Raw genomic sequence first — 17,664 nt, forward strand, 5'->3', positions numbered from 1 at the left:
TGGGTGCAGTATAACGCCTCTGTGAAAGGTTCCGGTTCTGTACAGCCTGTTCCTCAGTCCCGTAAAAATCCTGTCAGGGGAGAGGAAGCCTCTGCGCCCGATTCACACACTCTGCCCAGGCCGGACAGATAAGCAGCTCTCCCGGCCTCAATTGCCTTTCGGAAAGCCGCAGCCATCAGGGGAATGTTCCCCGCTGTGGCTATGGCTGTGTTGGCCATCACTGCCGCCGCTCCCATTTCCATTACCTCGCAGGCCTGGGAAGGTCTTCCGATACCTGCATCCACAATAATGGGAAGGTCGATTTCATCAATCAGAATCTGGATAAATTCTCTGGTGGCCAGTCCCTTATTAGAACCGATTGGAGCCGCAAGAGGCATCACTGCCGCCGCTCCCGCCTGCTGCAAATCCCTGGCTGTATTCAGATCCGGATACATATACGGAAGCACCACAAACCCTTCTTTTGTCAGCTGCTCCGTTGCCCTTACTGTCTCCTGATTATCCGGCAGCAGATACCTGGAATCCCGTATAATTTCCACTTTCACAAAGTTTCCGCAGCCCAGCTCTCTGGAAAGATGCGCAATCCGCACTGCCTCTTCCGCAGTTCTGGCCCCGGAAGTATTGGGCAGAAGCGTAACTCCTTCCGGTATAAAATCCAGAATATTGCCTTCTCCGGAAGAATTGGCCCTGCGCACTGCCAAAGTGATTATCTCAGCTCCCGCCTGTTTTACTGCCGCCTGAATCAGCTCCACATTATACTTTCCTGAGCCCAGTATAAATCTTGACTGAAATTCCTGTCCGCCCAATATGAGTTTATCGTCTTTCATATTTTTCCTCCTGACTTTTCATACTTCCTCTTCACCCAGCAGCAGCCGCAGCACCATATTGGCCTGATGGGCTGCACAGGCTGCTACTCTGGATGACATAAGACATACATGATCTGACAGTTCTGTTTCTCCGTCTCCGCATACATACAGCCTTTTCATCTTTCTTTTGGTAACAATGGAATTGGCCGGGCCGTATCCCGCCATACCGGAGCCTGCCACAATCACAGTTTCCGGGCACTGTTCTAAAACGGTATTCACCAGCATGGCCTTCTGCTCCGGTTTGTCAAAGGCTTCACATAGTATGGGCCAGCCCTCAAACATGGTTCCGGCTGTCTCTTCCGTTACATATTCCTGCCTTATCCTGATATTCAGATACGGATTGATTTTTTTCAGGATTTCCGCCAGAGCCTCTGTTTTGGGCTGTCCCAGATGGGACAGGTCATAAGCCTGCCGGTTCAGATTCGTCAGCTCCACCCGGTCAAAATCTACCAGAAACAGTTCTCCAATCCCGGCTCTGGCCAGCAGAACCGCAATCTGAGACCCCAGACCTCCCAGTCCTGCCACTGCCGCTTTTCCACCGGAAATCTGCTCATACATCCGGAGAGAATACCGCTCCAGCAGCGCTTCCCTTATCTGTTCTCTGCTGACACCCCATCTCCTCTGTTCATTACTTCCGTTCTCAGTTCCCGTCCTTTTCTCCATCAGCCTCCACCCACAAAATTTACAATTTCCAGTCTGTCGTCGTCTTCCAGAAACGTGCTCTGGTAAGAAGATTTCGGCACAATTTCCCCGTTTCGCTCCACCGCAATCCGCTCTGTCTGAAAACCTTCCCGAATAAGAAACTCAGACAGGGAAATCCGGCCGGACTGTTTTTGGTTTTCTCCATTTACTGTCATATTATTTTCTCCTGTGCAGGTGCGCATAATTATTTTAGCGACATCTTCTATTCGCACGAGTGCGCATAAAAAAAGACCAGACGAAAGAATTACACCCGCGGTGGTGTACCCCTTCGTGTGGTCTTTGTCTCACACTCTTTTTGCATTATAAAACAGGTTCCCCTGTCTGTCAAGATTCTGACTTTAATTAAATCCCACAACCTTCTGGGAAATTTTGTAAGCGGCAACGGAAATTTTTCTTCCCCCTCTGCCCGGCAGGTTCATGGCCTGCCCCATAATCCCGTTCCGCAAATGCCAGAACAGACGGATATCATAATTTCTCAGATACTTCCAGAGTTCACGCTTTTTCTCCAGATTTTCTCTGGTACCGGAACGGATTAACATAATAGTGGAAACCACAGTAATAATTTCCAGATAATTAAACATGTACTTGCGCAGCCTCCGGTTGGGCAGCTTCCACAAATCCACGGCCTCCACCATCATTTTATTTACCTTAATCTGCTGGTCAATGCGCCGTATCATTACCTTTTCATTGACGGACTGATCCTCTCTTCCAATGTAATATCTGTAAAAATCCACATTCAGATAATACATATTTTTTACATGGGGCAGAGGCACATATACAAAAATGTTGTCTACATAGAAGGTATGTTTCGGCAGTTCCAGACCGCATTCCCGCAGAAGCTGAGTACGGTAAATCACAGAATGCATAAGAATATACTGGCCTTTGCGGAAATGTTTTGCCTCATTCCAGCCAAAAATCCTGTTTTCCGGCAGTGTCCCGGTGTATTTCATCACCTTTTTGTGTTTTGCTCCTTCTTTTTCGTAGACAAAATTACTGATCAGCATATCAAGAGACGTCTTTCCACCGGACAGTTCCCGCAGAACGTCAAGAATTTTCCGATAGGCTTCTCCGTCCACCCAGTCGTCACTGTCCACCACCTTAAAATACAGGCCGGAAGCGTTGCGGATTCCTGCATTTACCGCTTCTCCGTGCCCGCCGTTTTCCTGATGAACCGCTTTTACAATAGTGGGATACTGACTGGCATACCTGTCTGCAATCTCTGCAGTCCTGTCCACGGAACCATCATCCACAATGATAATTTCCACATCCTCGCCGCCAGCCAGCAGGGATTCTATACAGTGCTCCATATAATCCTGGGAATTATAGCTGGGAATCGCGATTGATAATAACTTCATCTGTTTTCTCCTTTGACTCTGTAGTATGACACATATCCAAAACAACAGGCAGTCTGTCCATTGCCGCCTGCATATATTTACTTATTATACACAATTTATCCGGAGAAGCCAGTTTTTTTTCTTAATAATTTCTTATTTTTCCTGACAGTTACCGCTGCCTGTTCCCTGAAACCAATGATTTATTTTGCTGTTTACCTTCCATACTGTACCTGCCGTCAGGCTCTTCTTTCTACTTTTATCTCCTGTCTTTAAAAATCACCAGCCTGCTGGCCCCGTAATTCAAAACGATCACAAGTACATTTACCAGTACCTTCATCATCATGTCATTCCAGTTCAGCAGCTCTACGCTGACATACATGATGATTACATCCAGAATTCCCGTCAGCAGCCTTAAGGAGAAAAATGAAATCATCTCCTGCAGAAGTTCCCTGCCCTGGCTTTTGCTCTCAAATACCCATATTTTATTGGTTGCAAAAGCAAACAGTACAGACAAAAGCCAGGCAGTTCCGCTGCTGAAGGCGGTACTGATGTTCAAAAGCCGGGCACAGACATAGTAGACAAAAATATTTACCGAAGGGGTATTGATATCATTTGTAATTCCGTAGCCTTTCCAGACTCTGGTATAAGTCAGAGGGAACGAACAGGCGTGGTAAGCAAGATTCCACTTCAGCCCTTTCTGTATGGCATTTAAATGCTCCACAAAATAAGTAATGGTCTGCCTTGCACTGAAACGTCTTGAAGACGAGGGGCTCCAGTAATTGTCCGTGCATATGAAAATATGAGCGTTGGCGTACTGGCTGCGAATAGCATAATACAGGGAACGGAACGCATAGGCGTAGGTCTCAAAGTAAATGTCTTTCGACATATTTCCCGCATAATTCCAGCCGGAAGGGTGATTTACTTCATTCCCCAGAATCCAGTTGGACACATAACAGTCCTTCTGACTGAAAACCATCCCAAGATAACAGAACATGGCTTCCATTTTTTCTCTGGCACTGTTGGAATAAATGTTCCAGCTGTAAAATAATTTCCCCGGCACTCTTGCACCCTCATTGATCAGGTCTTCATGTCCCTCCGGCCAGTTCAGCAGCATCTGCACTGTTACACTGACGTTATTGGCATTACACTCTCTGACCACACTTTTGTAGTAATTTAGTGAATTAAAATAATATGTTTTCCCGTTATAGGTATAGGGAACAGACGGATTATCCTCACAGAGCAGAAGCGGCCTGGAAAGCCTTATCCCGGTATCGCTCATAGACCTGACGGTCCAGACTGGCTTCCTCCTCTTTCAGCAGATTGAGAATTTCTTCCTTCATGGACTGGCTGATTCTGTCCGCCGGAGTAAGATCCTGCACCATGGCCGTATACAGACTTCTTATTATTTTGTTCATAATTCTCTCCCCGGAATCCTGCCGCTTCCGGTTTCCTCCTTCTGTAAATATGATTTTGTTTTTACCTGTTTATCCTACCGGGCATCCGAACTTTTTTCCACTGCCGGTTTGCACAGGGCAGAACACAGCTGCAGATATTAAATCAGGGAGCCAAAAGGGTGCTGCACCCGTCTGACTCCCTGATTCATGCAGGAATTTTCTGTTTGTTTTTTAAATTGTTCATATATTCTTTACATATTTCTCATATTATAAACACAGTAAGGTCACATTTAGCGGATATACTGTCATCATAAAAGAAAAACAGTATTTAAAGACAATACCGAATATCTTTTTCATACCCCTGCCGACAGGGCAGGGTCCTCCCGTTTACACAGTGTATCCTCACTTTTTTATATAAATCTTTTTCATATGAAAGCCGGTGCCCAATGCACCGGCTCCTCTTTTGTCCTGATATTTATCAACTCTCTTTCCTGCTGTTTTCGTGTTCCCGCAGAAAACGTTTCAGCAAAAATGTAAGAAAATATGGAAATGTATAAAATTTACCGTTAAAACCGATATTTTTGTTCCCCAGTTTGATTCCATAAAAAATATCGCCATATTTACTTTTTGCAATCAGATTGTTCAGCGACACCGTGGCTCCGTCGCTGGCCTTCACCTCCAGCGGAATCAGGCTCTCTCTGTCTCTGACGAAAAAATCCATTTCCAGCGTCCCTTTCTGATTTTTAAAAAAGTAAAGCTGATATCCCTGCTTTACCAGCATATCTCCTATGAGGTTTTCATACAATGCGCCTTTATAAGTATTGAAATTTTTATTATTTCGTACATCCTCCTGGGCTTCCTCATCCAAAGATGCAATCAGAAGCCCCGTATCTCTGAAATAAATTTTATAATTATCAGGATCATAATTGCCTTTTAATGGAAGTTCCGGCTGTTCCATGCAGTAACAGATATTAATCATTCCCGCATTGTCCAGCCACTCGATAACACCCACATATTCCCGGTTTCTGGCCCCGTGAGCAACTTTGGATATCTGAAATTTTTTGTTATCTCTTCCCAGGAAAACCGGTATTTTACGATATACATTTAATATTTTTCCTTTGTCGAGACCTCCGGCATATTTGGTGATATCTTCCTCATAGTCCAGTAAAATCTGCCGCTGCATATTCAGGATTCCACTGTAATGATTATTTTTTACGAACCTGTTTACTATGGCAGGCATACCTCCAACCACCATATATTCCTTAAAAATCTCTGCATATACTTTCCATTCCAGTTCTGAAAATGGCAATACCAGAAGCATATGCTGATACATATCTTCTATCTGTTCTTCCCGATACCCTTTTGCCCACAGGAATTCCTCAAAATCCATGGAATGCATATGATAATCTTCCTTAAATCCAACACTGTTAGACTCTATTTCATGATAATTTATCCCCATCAGAGAACCGGAGCAGATTACGTCAAATCTTCCGTCCAGTTTAAAGGATTTCAGGCTGGTAGCACAATTAATACAGTCCTGAATTTCATCAAAAAAGAATAATGTCTCTCCTGGCGGGAATGTAAGCGAAGGGTTTATCAGCGACATATTTTTCAGAATGGTATCCACTTCAAACCCATCATCAAAAATGCTTTTGTACTGTTTCTGCAAAATGAAATTAATTTCTATTACATTTTTATAATTCTTCCGCCCAAACAGCCTGACAGACTCTGTCTTTCCAATCTGCCTGGCTCCTTTTACAATCAGCGGCAAACGCTCCGGATTATTTTTCCACTGCAGCAATATTTTATCTGTCTTTCTTTTCAGCAATTCCATACTATAATCCTCTCTGATTTTCTTCGTCAGAACCAGAGTATCACATTTTTCCCGGTGTTTCAACCTCTGTATATCACATTTTTCCTGCTGCTTTCTTTCTGCATATCACATTTTTCCGCAACTTTTTCCCCTGCTTTTCACATTTTTCCCAAATCCTGCTCTTTCCCAAACCGCTCATTCCCCAGGCGGATGTCCATATATCTGGTATAAGCGGCAAATGCGGCGGGAATCGGATACCGTTTCTCTGACTCTGCCGCTTCCACGAACAACATACCGCTGGTATTTTCCGCCAGCTCATCCACCCGGATCACATACCCGGTCATATGCCATTCCACATGGGAAAAAATATGCTTTGCCGGCTCCAGTTTCCGAATATGGATGGGCTGCAGTTTCTGCTGTTTCACCCATTGCAGCGCTTCTTCCTCCGTCAGATGACCGCCGGTGTTTGGAAATTCATACATACCGGCCAGAAGCCCCCTGGCCGGCCGTTTATGCAGTACAATTTTTTCTCCGTCCCGGATAATAAAAACCGTTTTCTCTTCGATTCGTCTGGGTTTGGGTCTGCTTTTTACCGGAAGCTCCTGCCAGAGGTTATTTTTCCGTGCTTCACAGAATTCCCTCCAGGGGCATTTATCGCAGAGAGGCGCACCATTGGGCAGACAAATGGTAGCTCCCAGTTCCATCAGAGCCTGATTAAAGGCGCTGGCCTGGTCTGCCGGCATAATATTCTGCAAAGCCCTTTCTGTCCTGGTGCGCACGGACTGTTTCATAATATCTGAATTGTCTGCCGACACTCTGGTAATGACCCTCAGTACATTTCCGTCCACTGCGGGAACGGGAATTCCGCAGGCAATAGAGGCGATGGCTCCGGCTGTATAAGGACCAATGCCTTTAAGTGCCAGAAGTTTTTCATAATCTGCCGGAAGTTCCCCGCCATATTCTTCCATCACAGTTCTGGCTGCAGCCTGCATATTCCGCACCCGATTATAGTAGCCCAGCCCTTCCCACAGTTTCAGCAGACGTTCCTCCTCACATTCTGCCAGCGCCTGTACATCCGGCAGGGCTTCTGTAAACCGTTCAAAATAAGGCTTTACTGCTTCTACTCTTGTCTGCTGCAGCATAATTTCCGATACCCATACACGGTAAGGGGTGGGCGTCTCTCTCCAGGGCAGGGTGCGGGCGTTTTCCCGGAACCATTCCAGTAATGGCTCCACAATCTGTTTCAGCGGAAAATTTTCCATCATAATTTTTCCAAGGCTCCTTTTGCAATATTCTTATCTCCGGAACCTATTATAACACGAATGCCGGAATAATCATATCTTTCCTTTCACCGGCAAACCTGCGCACAGAATAAACGCTGCCTCTATTCCAATACCCGCTCCAGACGCTCTCCCATCCGGCTGAGAATTTCATTGCTGATGGTGCCCGTCCAGTGGGCCAGATCCTCCGCCCGGATTTCCAGATTTCCGGAAGTTCCAATCAGAACCGCCTCATCTCCTGCTTTTACCTGAGGAACTTCACTCAGATCCACGGTCATCTGATCCATACAGATCCGCCCCACCACCGGCGCGGGCCTGCCATTGCAGAGCACATACCCGCAGTTGGACAGTGTCCGGGGAATCCCGTCGGCATACCCGATGGAAAGCACACCGATTTTCCGGTTACTTCCTGTGCGGTAAGTCAGTCCATATCCGGCCCCTTCCCCCTGATACAGCATTTTTACGCTCTCCACTCTGGTCTTTAAAGACAGCACCGGCTTCAGTTCCACGGAAGCATTTATTTTATCGCTTTTCTCGCTCAGAATACCATACAGCGCTATTCCGGCCCTGGCATAGTCAAAACAGAGTTCCGAATAATTCAGTATCCCGTAACTTCCCTGCAGATGGCATTTGAAGTCATGAATTCCTCTCCGGTGAAGTTCCTCCACCACAAATTCAAAATGCTGTACCTGTTCCAGCGTATAGGCCCGCTCTTCCTGCGTCTGTCCGTCTGACACACACAGATGGGAATAAAGCCCCGTCACATTCAGGTTGGACGTCTGAAATATTTTTACAATTTCATCCATATTTTCCCAACGTTCCCCAAGACGGTGCATACCTGTGTCGATTCCCACATGAACCGTGAATCTTCGACCGTCACGCTGCAGTTCCCGTGCATAATTCCCGTCTACCACGGTCTGGGTCAGACCATATGTAATCAAATCGCCGAACTGGCCGGGATGTGTGTAAGCCAGCACCAGTATTTCCCCGGTGATTCCTCCCCGGCGCAGTTCAATTCCTTCTGACACGGAAGCCACACAGAAACTGTTTACGCCCTGCTGCTGCAAAGCCCTGGAAACAGGCAGGGCCCCATGTCCGTAAGCATTGGCCTTTACCGCCGGCATCAGAGCGCAGTCTGAAGGAAGCAGACGCCGAAACTGCTCCGTATTGTGTTTCAGGTTTTCCATATTCAGTTCAATCCATGCCCGGCCTTTCTGATACATAGTTACCTCCGTTTTCGCATAAAATCTTTTCCCTTTCACTCCCTCCGATACATCTGAAGCCCCAGAGCAATACCGGCAGACAGAATCAGGGAAAGGGCACACACAGCCAGATAGTGAATCAGGGACTGCTCCACAAAAATGTCTGTCACTTTCAGCGCTCCCGCCAGCCCCCGCACCAGAATAATGCATATGGGATGAATGATGTACACGCACATGGACAGATCCCGCACCATGGGAATGGAAAAAGTCCCCTCTGCGGAAAGCAGCAGTTCAAACAGGAAAAACATCACCACAGGCAGCAGCAGGTACATACTGTTGTGCTTCTGCCATTCCAGACTCCAGGACAAAAGCCCTTCTCCCATCATTCCTGTCATGGAAATCAGGAACCCTGTCAGTGCATATTTTGCGGACATCCTGATTTTCCCGTTGGCAATAATTACGCCCAGCCATAAAAATGCGGGTGCAAAAAATATCCCGTTTCTGGTATAAGAGCTGATACAGAAAATGCCCTCATAAAAAACCTTAACAGGCGCCGCCTGACTGAGAAGCTGATAATAACTGTCCCCTCCGGCGCCCACAAGATACAGTACAAATACAATCAGTGATATCATCGGGGGGCTGCAGACATACAAAAGTCCTGCCAGCAGGATACAGCCCGTCAGAACTGCAGGCAGATACCAGAGATGATAAAAAGTCCCGTCAAAAAAGATTTCTTTCAGCCATTCTCCCGGACTGTTATTCCACTGTTTTGCATAAATCATCACGGGCAGATACAGCAGTATGGCAGCTCCGTACAACAGCGCTGTTTTTTTCAGAAACTTCCATACCTTGCCTGCGGCCTGTTCTGCCTGATAAGAAGAGCGTCCCGCAGTTTTCTGATAAGGGGCCAGCACAAAAAAACCCGTCACCATCAGAAAAAAGGGCACTGCTATTCTTCCGGCACAGTAAGTCACAAGGAAATCCGCCGTACTGCTAAAAGATTCCAGAGGGCCTGTGTGAATGGCAACAATCAGCAGGGCGGCAATCAGCCGGAAATTATCTATGGCGGCATAATTTTTTCTCTGTCTCATACTCCCTCCTGGCCTGAAATCACTGTGATAACAAATCCATCCACGTTATTTCCTGATACTTTCAGATTTTTCCTGCGTTTTCCCAAAACAGAACTTTCATGATACAGCTCCTCCGGCAGTTTTACCTCTGTAAGCGCTCCCTGAGCTTTCACATATCCGATTCGTATTACGGTTCCTTTTCTGTTCATGCTCAGAACAGAATCCGGCCACGAGAACTGTTTCAGCCACTGGGTATATTCTTCCAGGGCCATTCCCTTTTCCAGTATCAGTGCAGCGTGCGGACTGCCCACATACCGGAAATGCCAGGGCTCCGTACCGATTCCCGTTACCTTCTGCTTTTCTTTCGTATAACGTTCAATAAAACCAAAATCTGCCGCCCGCTCCCGAAACTTCCGGCAGATACCGTCATACGGAAATTCCGGCCGGATAAAATCAATGTCCGGTCTGTTTTCTGCCAGATCCATGGCAAACCCCGTCTGATGCTCGCTGTGTTCCGGAAAGGCCACATATTTTTCTGTAAATTCCCTTCCATTTTCTCTCAGAGAATCCTGGAAAATAGCAGTCTGTTCTTCTCCTGTACGATAACCGCTGACGCCCACAATCTTCTGCTGATTCCCCTGGATTTCCCAAAGAAGCTCCCGCAGCATTCCCGCGCTTTCCAGCTCCATTTTAAGTTCCGGCTGACCAGGAAATACAGAACCCAGCCTTTTCTCCGGAAGATGAAATCTCACCGGATATTTCTGACTGACCAGAATCAGGCTCCCCTGATATATATGGCTTTCCGGCAGCAGAATACACCCGGTTTCCGTAAACGGCAGACTTTCCTCACAGGCTCCCTCCGGTTTCAGGCCCAGGCTTTCCCCGGCCTTTTTGTTTTTTTCCAATATCATTTTCACACCTGCTTTCTACAGTTCCAGTAATCTGTTCAGAAGTTCTTCAAAGGAGATACCGGCAGCCTTCATCATATTGGGATACCGGCTGTGAGAGGTAAATCCGGGAATGGTATTGATTTCATTAAAATAAATTTCTCCTTCCGGTGTCAGAAACATATCCACTCTGGCAAAATAACTGCAGCCCAGGCCCCGATAGAGTATTTTTGCCGTTTCCTGCACTTCTCTGGCCTTTTGGGGCGTAATCCTGGCAGGTACATGAATTTTGGAGGATTTCAGGGTATATTTTTCCGTATAATCAAAGAATCCTTCCGACAATTCTATCTCATCCACCTCACCCACAAACAGTTCTTCCGTCCCCAGCACTGCACATCCCACTTCAAATCCCTGTATCATTTCTTCCAGTATGATATGAGAGTCGTATGCAAAAGCATGTTCCACTGCTGCCGGCAGTTCCTGCGGCTCATTTACTTTTGTAATTCCAAAAGAGGAACCTGCCCTCAGAGGTTTTACAAACAGTGGATATCCCAGCTTCCTGCCCCATTCTTCCAGCTGTCCGGGAGCCTGCCATTCTGTCCGGGAAGCCATGTATGACCTGGGCACCTTTACTCCCAGCGCCCCGGCCAGCCGATGAGCAGTGTCCTTATCCATGCAGACTGCGGAACTCATGGTGCCGCAGCCAATCACAGGAATGCCCGCCAGTTCCAGCAGTCCCTGTACCGTTCCGTCTTCTCCGTTTTTTCCGTGAAGAATGGGCAGCGCTCCGTCCAGCGCAATGGTTTCCACTCCCTGATTCAGAAACAGAATAAGCCCATGGAGGTTTTTGTCCGGAGAAACCATCACCGGAATACACTGTTTTTCATCGTACCAGCTGTCGCCGGGAATATGGGTGATTTCTCCCCGGTACAGGTACCACCTGCCTTCTCTGGTAATTCCAATGGGTATTAATTCATATTTTTCCGTATCTGTATGTGTAAGCACCGCGTATGCTGACTGGAGGGAAACCTCATATTCACTGGAACATCCTCCGAACAGCACTGCTATTTTCTTTCTGTTTTTCTCCTTCATAAATCCTTCTCCTTTCACTTCATCTGATTACTGTCTATCTTATCCGGGCAACATGACAGGCCGGTGACTTTTATATGACAAAACTGTCATCTGACAATTCCCGTTATTTCCATGTTACCTGATCTGGTATGGACTTGTTTTAAGATTCTGCTTTTTCTTTCTTTGTAAAATCTTAAGATTGATTTAGATTTTTATGTAATTTCTGAAAAATGGCAGATCTATTACAAACCTGATCTGAAATGCAGGTTTGTCAAACATTTGTTACACTGACTCTGTATATAGTCGTTGCAATTCTCTCAAACTTATGTAATAATAATTGCGTACATTATTTGTTAGTTGTATGCTGAAAGTTGGTATCTGCTTGAATAAAACGGAATTTTTAAAAAAAGTAATTGAAAATAACGGCGGCATTGCAAAAACTTCAGATTTTGCCGCTAACGGGATAAATAAATATGAAGTTGCGGCTTTCTGTAAAAAAGGGTCCATCGAAAGGATTCGCAGGGGATTTTATCAACTTCCACAAAGTAATGGTTCGACGGAAGAACAATTAATACACAAGTTACTTCCACAGGGAATTATTTGTGTGGAATCTGCTTTGTTCCATTACGGATATAGTGATTTTTCTCCCCGTGAATGGTCGATTGCTGTGCCGAGAACAGCGACCCGTACCATAAAGAACATTGAAGAATTTCCGATGAAGGCTTACTATATTCAAAAGGAATTTTTAGATACAGGTAAGTCCACAGGCAATTTTAACGATGTAATATTGCCCGTATATGACCGTGAACGAACAATATGTGATTGCTTTAAGTACCGTACAAAACTTGACAACGAAATTTTCAATAAAGCTGTCAATGCTTATGCTGCTGATGAAAAAAAGAACCTTGCAAATTTGTCTGAATACGCAAAGGAAATGAACCTTTATATAAAGGTTATGAATATAATGGAGGTATTGCTTAATGGCTGATATAGCTGCATCCGTACTTGCACGTCTCAAAAACAAGGCAAAAGAAAGTGGAAGGCCTTTATCCGTAAGATTGACTCTAAAACCATTGATTACAGTACCGTGCTGAAAACAATAAACGCTTTCCTGACAAAACCATTTACAGCAGCAATCGGAGGCAAAGAATTTACAGAAAAATGGTCTGCCATTAATGGCGAGTGGATATAAAGGAGAAAGAAAAATGACATGTAAAGATTTATTGAATTTAATCGCAATCATTGTAATTCCCATAGCTGCTGTCCTGATTGGACAACACTTGCAAAATAAAGCAGAAATAAGAAAAGATAAAATACAGATTTTTAAGATACTTATGACCTCGCGAATATATGGATGGACGCAGGAAAGCGTACATTGTCTTAATATAATTGATATTGTATTTTCAGATGATAAAAAAGTTCGTACAGTTTGGAAAGACCTATATGATAAATATTGTATTCAAAATCCAGATGAAGCTCAACTTAAAAAGATCCAAAACGCACAATATAAATTGCTGGAAACAATGGCAGAATCTCTTGGATATAAGAACAAGGTTACTTGGGAAACAATCCAAAATCCGTATATTCCAAAAGGAATGACAGATCAATGGCAAAAGCAGGCAGCATCACAGCAGGCATATAATACTCTGTTAAATACAATGGCTAATATTGTACCAACGGAGCAGAAAAATACGGAGGGGCAGAAATGAGCACGAATATATCGAAACAAAAGCGTGAAGATTTATTATATAAAATCAAAGAGATTCGTAACTTTATCGCTGCTGCGCCACAGGATGAGAACACGGGCAATCTACTCTCTTACCTTGCAGAACTTGAAAAAGATGTGAACGGAAAGAAATACGGTCTTGTATTTGAGGAACACCGTGAAGAAACAGACGAGATTCTTGATATACATACGCCGGTACTGACCGAAAATAAAGACCTTTTTATTGATAATGGCGGACAGATGAATTTTCTCATTGAAGGTGATAATCTTGCCTCGTTGCATCTGCTTGAAAAAACACACAAGGGCAAAATCGATCTTATCTACATAGATCCGCCATATAATACGGGAAATAAAGATTTTATTTACGATGATAAATTTATCGTGAGCGAAGATGGATTCAGACATAGCAAATATGTTTCATTTCTCAAAAAACGACTTGAACTAATGTGTAAACTACTATCTCCGCAAGGATTTATTTGTATTTCTATTGACGATAACGAGCAACCAGATATTAGATTTCTTTGTGATGAAATATTTGGAACAGAGAATTTCATTAGTTGTATGCCCCGTCGTACAAAGTCTTCGGGAAAGACAACAAATCATATTTCAGCTAACCACGATTATGTCATAATTTATGCAAAAAACATTACTGCTGTCGGTATTGTTGGTATTCCGCATATTGACGAAGGATACAAATTTGAAGACGAATATGTAGAAACGCGTGGAAAATATAAATTAAATCAAACCCTTGACTATGATAGTTTGTCTTATAGTGCAGGATTAGACTATCCTATTGAACTTAAGGGAAGAGTTTTCTATCCTGGTTCTGACTATAATAAATACTTACAGAGAAAAAATGGCAAACATCATCGAGCAGATTGGGCATGGCGTTGGAGTAAGGAATTATTTGAATTTGGATATAATAACGGTTTTATTGTTGTTAAAGAAAAAGCCGATGGAACAGCTCGGATATACACAAAAACCTATTTAAATGCGGCTATAAAACGCAATGTTAACGACAAATATGAGGTTGTTATTAGTGAACGGAAAAAGCCCCTGTCCACTTTAAATTTTCTGGATGCTGAATATTCCAATGATAATGCAAAAAAAGATTTGAAACAAATATTTACGAATTTTGCATTTGATTATCCAAAACCGCTGTCACTTTTAAAAAAATTAATGCAAATATGTTACTCCGATAGTGCTATTGTACTGGATTGTTTTGCTGGCAGTGGCACAACGGGACACGCCGTGATAAAAATGAATGCAGAAGATGGTGGAAATCGCCGGTTTATTCTTTGTACCAATAACGAAAACAATATCTGCCGTGAAGTTACATATGAGCGTATCAGGCGTGTAATTGACAAAGAAGGGTACCCCGCAAGTCTTAAATATTATAAAGTTGACTATGTTCCAATTTCAGACCGTCTGTATTATGAATACGCAGATGAGCTTTTAAAACATATTCGTGAATTGGTGGAATTAGAAAATGCTATCAACTTTACAGACAATACTGAAATTGCTATCGTGCTTACTGAAGAAGATCTTGACAATTTTATTGCTCAACCTGAAAACAACACTAAATGTCGAAAGTTATATTTAGGGCACGATATTTTGATGGATGCGCTGCAAGCACAAGTTTTGAAAGACAGGAAGATTACAATAAATATCATTCCTGACTATTATTACAAAGAATTGGAGGGCTAAAAATGGACATTACCCTTGCTGATTTTCAGATAAAAGCAATCTCTAATTTAACTGCCGCAATGGAACAGCCGCACAGAGATATTATTCTAAAAAGCTGTACGGGAAGCGGTAAAACTATTATACTTACTCATTTTATGGATGAGTATTTCAAAAGTAACCATAAAACAGTATTTATTTGGCTTACCCCTGGCAAAGGCAATCTTGAAGAGCAAAGCAAAGAAAAAATGGATCGCTATATTCACGGAAGCCAGACAAAATTACTCTATGATATTATGACCGCCGGTTTTGAGGAAAATGATGCCTGCTTTATCAACTGGGAAAAGCTGACAAAAAAAGGCAATAATGCTCTTAAGGACAGCGAGCGTACAAACTTTATTGAGCATATACGAAATGCACTTGATGATAGTTTAAACTTTAAAATCATCGTCGATGAATCTCATCAAAATGATACCATAAAGGCAGATGATATTATTGAACTGTTTCATTCAGATAAAATAATCCGATGCTCTGCTACGCCTAAAAATTATAAAGATGCCATTTTGATTGATATTCCTGAAGAAAATGTCATTGCGGAAGGTTTAATAAAAAAGCTGCTCATTATCAACGAAAATTTTGAGCAACACATAAGCGTTGATTATCAAATTACATATCTGCTTAATAAAGCTATTGATAAACAGCGGGAGCTTCGTTCAGAATATTTAAAGCGAAAAGTGGAAATCAATCCCCTTATTATTGTGCAGATTCCAAATAAATCTGATGCTTTACTTGACAGAACAGTAGAATATTTTGAAAGTAAAGGAATTACCTATGAAAACAACACCCTTGCCATATGGCTTTCCGATAAGAAACAAAATCTTGAAGCTATCGAAGAACCGAACGCAGAACCTGTCGCAGTTATCATCAAACAGGCTGTGGCTACCGGCTGGGATTGTCCTCGTGCACAAATTCTTGTAAAGCTACGTGATAATATGAGCGAAGTGTTTGAAATTCAGACTATCGGAAGGATTCGCCGTATGCCTGAAGCCAAACACTATGAGAGCGATTTACTCGATAGCTGCTATTTATATACTTTGGATGAAAAATTTACAGAAAGTGTAAGGCTGAGTTTAGGCAAAGAGGCACTTGACGCATACAAGATATTTTTAAAGCCGGAGCATCGTTCCTTTACACTTATCAGTGAATATAAAACCGATGTTCCGTATCCCCGTGATGCAAAGCTATCTCTTAAAGTAATACACAAATATTTCGAAAAGAAATATCATATCACAGGCGATACGGTAAAAAACAAGGTATTATTGGAAGTGCACGGCTATTCTTTTTCGGAAGATATTATTGACTATACGAAGTCGGGTTCTGTAAACATTTTATCAAAAGAAAATATTGCTGAACTGAATGATATTTCAATACATGAACCATTGAGCACACATAAACATGGTAAGGAATATCACCATTGTGTTGCAGAGATAGGTTATAAAGTAAACCTGGATTACAATAGCACGAATACCATTATGCGCAAGTTGTTTCTCAGTGGATTGCGTTGCGACTCCAAAATTCTTAAAATAAAAACCAGGGAACTATATGCCTTTATAATCAATAATAAACCGTTGTTGGTTGAAGATGTTCGTGACGCCATGGCAGACGAATCCCTGCAGCTGACTTTGGCATTCCCGAAAACAACAGAAAAAACCATTGGATTTCCGCTGGAAATGATTTTTACATATGATGGAACTGCAAAATCACAAGCAGAATTTTCAAAAAATGTATATAAAGGCTATCTTTCTTCTGCTGAAAGGCGTTCCATGCCAGAAAAACTTTTTGAACGTTATTGTGAGAACTGCAAAAATATTCAGTGGTTTTACAAGAACGGAGACAAGGGTATTGAATACTTTTCTATCGTTTATGCGGATAACTTTGGAAAGCAAAAATCATTTTATCCCGACTATGTCGTTGGAACAACTGACGGCAAGGTGTGGATAATCGAAACAAAAGGTGGCTTTACCAGATCTGGCGATAGCGAAGACATTGATAAGTACACTGCCAAAAAATTCAGAGTATTAAAGACTTATACCAATAAATATAAACTGTTTGGAGGTATTGTTCGGCAGGATAAGCAAAGCAGCGAACTTTGCATTTGTACGGAAACTTATTCTGACGATATTAAAAATGACAGTTGGAAACTGCTATCCGATGTATTATAAGGAAGGAAAGATAAAAAATGAGTAATCAGAAATCAAAGAAAAATGTTCCAATTTACTTTTGTACCAATCTTAAACCTCCGTCATCATTATTTTTATTTCCTAACAGGAGCGTGAGCGAATTTAATAATGCGTTTATCAGCTGCATCCATATATCTTCCATCCGCAATTAACTTGTTTCTCAATTCGTTAAAACTATTGATGATTATGCCATACTCATATTCGTCAAACACCAAATAAAACTTTTTTCATGCATACGCTGTACCTCTTTTATTCCTACATTGTAGCAAGAGATTAGCAGAATGATGAATGTGCAATTTTATTTTATAAATACTTATTTCTTGTTTTGTCAAAAAAGAATTCTGCTTTGCAGGATTCACCGCCTGCAGTGGGTCGCTTTGCGACATAATACTCCAGAGG

At 42.9% G+C, this 17,664-nt stretch carries 16 protein-coding genes; 4 read left to right on the forward strand and 12 right to left on the reverse strand.

The window, feature by feature from the left end:
- Positions 1–53: 53 nt before the first annotated feature.
- From C805_RS20070 to vanG, 12 genes are all read right to left on the reverse strand, one after another.
- A complete protein-coding gene (locus tag C805_RS20070) occupies positions 54–824 on the reverse strand; it encodes a thiazole synthase (RefSeq protein ID WP_016215826.1) in 771 nt (256 codons plus the stop codon).
- Between the two features lie 18 nt (positions 825–842).
- Positions 843–1,526: a sulfur carrier protein ThiS adenylyltransferase ThiF gene (gene thiF, locus C805_RS20075; RefSeq protein ID WP_016215827.1), complete on the reverse strand. Its 684-nt coding sequence runs from the start codon at positions 1,524–1,526 to the stop codon at positions 843–845.
- Positions 1,526–1,720, reverse strand: coding sequence for a sulfur carrier protein ThiS (gene thiS, locus C805_RS20080; RefSeq protein ID WP_016215828.1), 195 nt, complete (start codon positions 1,718–1,720; stop codon positions 1,526–1,528). The genes thiF and thiS overlap by 1 nt, the downstream gene beginning before the upstream one ends.
- Positions 1,721–1,903: 183 nt before the next feature.
- Positions 1,904–2,920 carry a glycosyltransferase family 2 protein gene (locus C805_RS20085; protein ID WP_016215829.1) on the reverse strand — a complete coding sequence of 339 codons (1,017 nt, stop codon included), beginning with the start codon at positions 2,918–2,920 and terminating at the stop codon, positions 1,904–1,906.
- Positions 2,921–3,155: 235 nt separating this feature from the next.
- Positions 3,156–4,178 carry a DUF5722 domain-containing protein gene (locus tag C805_RS25450; RefSeq protein WP_016215830.1) on the reverse strand — a complete coding sequence of 341 codons (1,023 nt, stop codon included), beginning with the start codon at positions 4,176–4,178 and terminating at the stop codon, positions 3,156–3,158.
- Positions 4,132–4,314: a hypothetical protein gene (locus tag C805_RS20090; protein ID WP_016215831.1), complete on the reverse strand. Its 183-nt coding sequence runs from the start codon at positions 4,312–4,314 to the stop codon at positions 4,132–4,134. Before C805_RS20090 ends, C805_RS25450 begins: the two co-directional genes overlap by 47 nt.
- A 457-nt stretch (positions 4,315–4,771) precedes the next feature.
- Complete coding sequence (locus C805_RS20095; protein ID WP_016215832.1) at positions 4,772–6,127, reverse strand: ATP-binding protein; 1,356 nt, start codon at positions 6,125–6,127, stop codon at positions 4,772–4,774.
- 137 nt (positions 6,128–6,264) lie between these two features.
- The gene (gene mutY, locus C805_RS20100) at positions 6,265–7,371 is read right to left on the reverse strand and encodes an A/G-specific adenine glycosylase (RefSeq protein WP_016215833.1); all 1,107 of its coding nucleotides are present in this window, start codon (positions 7,369–7,371) and stop codon (positions 6,265–6,267) included.
- Between the two features lie 119 nt (positions 7,372–7,490).
- Positions 7,491–8,609, reverse strand: a complete 1,119-nt coding sequence (vanT, locus tag C805_RS20105) for a serine racemase VanT catalytic subunit (protein ID WP_016215834.1) — start codon at positions 8,607–8,609, stop codon at positions 7,491–7,493.
- Between the two features lie 35 nt (positions 8,610–8,644).
- A complete protein-coding gene (locus tag C805_RS20110; protein ID WP_016215835.1) occupies positions 8,645–9,679 on the reverse strand; it encodes an acyltransferase family protein in 1,035 nt (344 codons plus the stop codon).
- Entirely contained in the window at positions 9,676–10,569 is an 894-nt protein-coding gene (locus C805_RS20115; RefSeq protein WP_016215836.1) for a M15 family metallopeptidase, read from the reverse strand. The genes C805_RS20110 and C805_RS20115 overlap by 4 nt, the downstream gene beginning before the upstream one ends.
- Before the next feature lie 15 nt (positions 10,570–10,584).
- Entirely contained in the window at positions 10,585–11,637 is a 1,053-nt protein-coding gene (gene vanG / locus C805_RS20120; protein WP_016215837.1) for a D-alanine--D-serine ligase VanG, read from the reverse strand.
- A gap of 361 nt (positions 11,638–11,998) precedes the next feature.
- Between vanG and C805_RS20125 the strand changes: the two genes are divergently transcribed.
- The 4 genes from C805_RS20125 to C805_RS20140 all read left to right on the forward strand — a co-directional run bounded on the left by C805_RS20125 (position 11,999) and on the right by C805_RS20140 (position 17,247).
- On the forward strand, positions 11,999–12,604 hold the full coding sequence (locus C805_RS20125; RefSeq protein WP_022751332.1) for a type IV toxin-antitoxin system AbiEi family antitoxin domain-containing protein: 606 nt from the start codon (positions 11,999–12,001) through the stop codon (positions 12,602–12,604).
- A 217-nt stretch (positions 12,605–12,821) separates the two neighbouring features.
- Positions 12,822–13,325 carry a DUF6680 family protein gene (locus C805_RS20130; protein ID WP_016215839.1) on the forward strand — a complete coding sequence of 168 codons (504 nt, stop codon included), beginning with the start codon at positions 12,822–12,824 and terminating at the stop codon, positions 13,323–13,325.
- The gene (locus tag C805_RS20135) at positions 13,322–15,049 is read left to right on the forward strand and encodes a site-specific DNA-methyltransferase (RefSeq protein WP_016215840.1); all 1,728 of its coding nucleotides are present in this window, start codon (positions 13,322–13,324) and stop codon (positions 15,047–15,049) included. The genes C805_RS20130 and C805_RS20135 overlap by 4 nt, the downstream gene beginning before the upstream one ends.
- A 2-nt stretch (positions 15,050–15,051) precedes the next feature.
- The gene (locus tag C805_RS20140) at positions 15,052–17,247 is read left to right on the forward strand and encodes a DEAD/DEAH box helicase (protein WP_016215841.1); all 2,196 of its coding nucleotides are present in this window, start codon (positions 15,052–15,054) and stop codon (positions 17,245–17,247) included.
- The last annotated feature ends 417 nt before the right edge of the window (positions 17,248–17,664 follow it).

It is taken from the genome of Eubacterium sp. 14-2 (genome assembly GCF_000403845.2).
Classification (GTDB): Bacteria; Bacillota; Clostridia; order Lachnospirales; family Lachnospiraceae; genus Petralouisia.

Bases quoted from the DNA above. Each gene is read 5' to 3' on its own strand.
- C805_RS20095 (WP_016215832.1), bottom strand. From the start codon at position 6,127: ATGGAATTGCTGAAAAGAAAGACAGATAAAATATTGCTGCAGTGGAAA.
- C805_RS20070 (WP_016215826.1), bottom strand. From the start codon at position 824: ATGAAAGACGATAAACTCATATTGGGCGGACAGGAATTTCAGTCAAGA.
- mutY (WP_016215833.1), bottom strand. From the start codon at position 7,371: ATGATGGAAAATTTTCCGCTGAAACAGATTGTGGAGCCATTACTGGAA.
- vanG (WP_016215837.1), bottom strand. From the start codon at position 11,637: ATGAAGGAGAAAAACAGAAAGAAAATAGCAGTGCTGTTCGGAGGATGT.
- thiF (WP_016215827.1), bottom strand. From the start codon at position 1,526: ATGGAGAAAAGGACGGGAACTGAGAACGGAAGTAATGAACAGAGGAGA.
- C805_RS25450 (WP_016215830.1), bottom strand. From the start codon at position 4,178: ATGAGCGATACCGGGATAAGGCTTTCCAGGCCGCTTCTGCTCTGTGAG.
- C805_RS20090 (WP_016215831.1), bottom strand. From the start codon at position 4,314: ATGAACAAAATAATAAGAAGTCTGTATACGGCCATGGTGCAGGATCTT.
- C805_RS20110 (WP_016215835.1), bottom strand. From the start codon at position 9,679: ATGAGACAGAGAAAAAATTATGCCGCCATAGATAATTTCCGGCTGATT.
- C805_RS20130 (WP_016215839.1), top strand. From the start codon at position 12,822: ATGACATGTAAAGATTTATTGAATTTAATCGCAATCATTGTAATTCCC.
- C805_RS20140 (WP_016215841.1), top strand. From the start codon at position 15,052: ATGGACATTACCCTTGCTGATTTTCAGATAAAAGCAATCTCTAATTTA.
- C805_RS20085 (WP_016215829.1), bottom strand. From the start codon at position 2,920: ATGAAGTTATTATCAATCGCGATTCCCAGCTATAATTCCCAGGATTAT.
- thiS (WP_016215828.1), bottom strand. From the start codon at position 1,720: ATGACAGTAAATGGAGAAAACCAAAAACAGTCCGGCCGGATTTCCCTG.
- vanT (WP_016215834.1), bottom strand. From the start codon at position 8,609: ATGTATCAGAAAGGCCGGGCATGGATTGAACTGAATATGGAAAACCTG.
- C805_RS20135 (WP_016215840.1), top strand. From the start codon at position 13,322: ATGAGCACGAATATATCGAAACAAAAGCGTGAAGATTTATTATATAAA.
- C805_RS20115 (WP_016215836.1), bottom strand. From the start codon at position 10,569: ATGATATTGGAAAAAAACAAAAAGGCCGGGGAAAGCCTGGGCCTGAAA.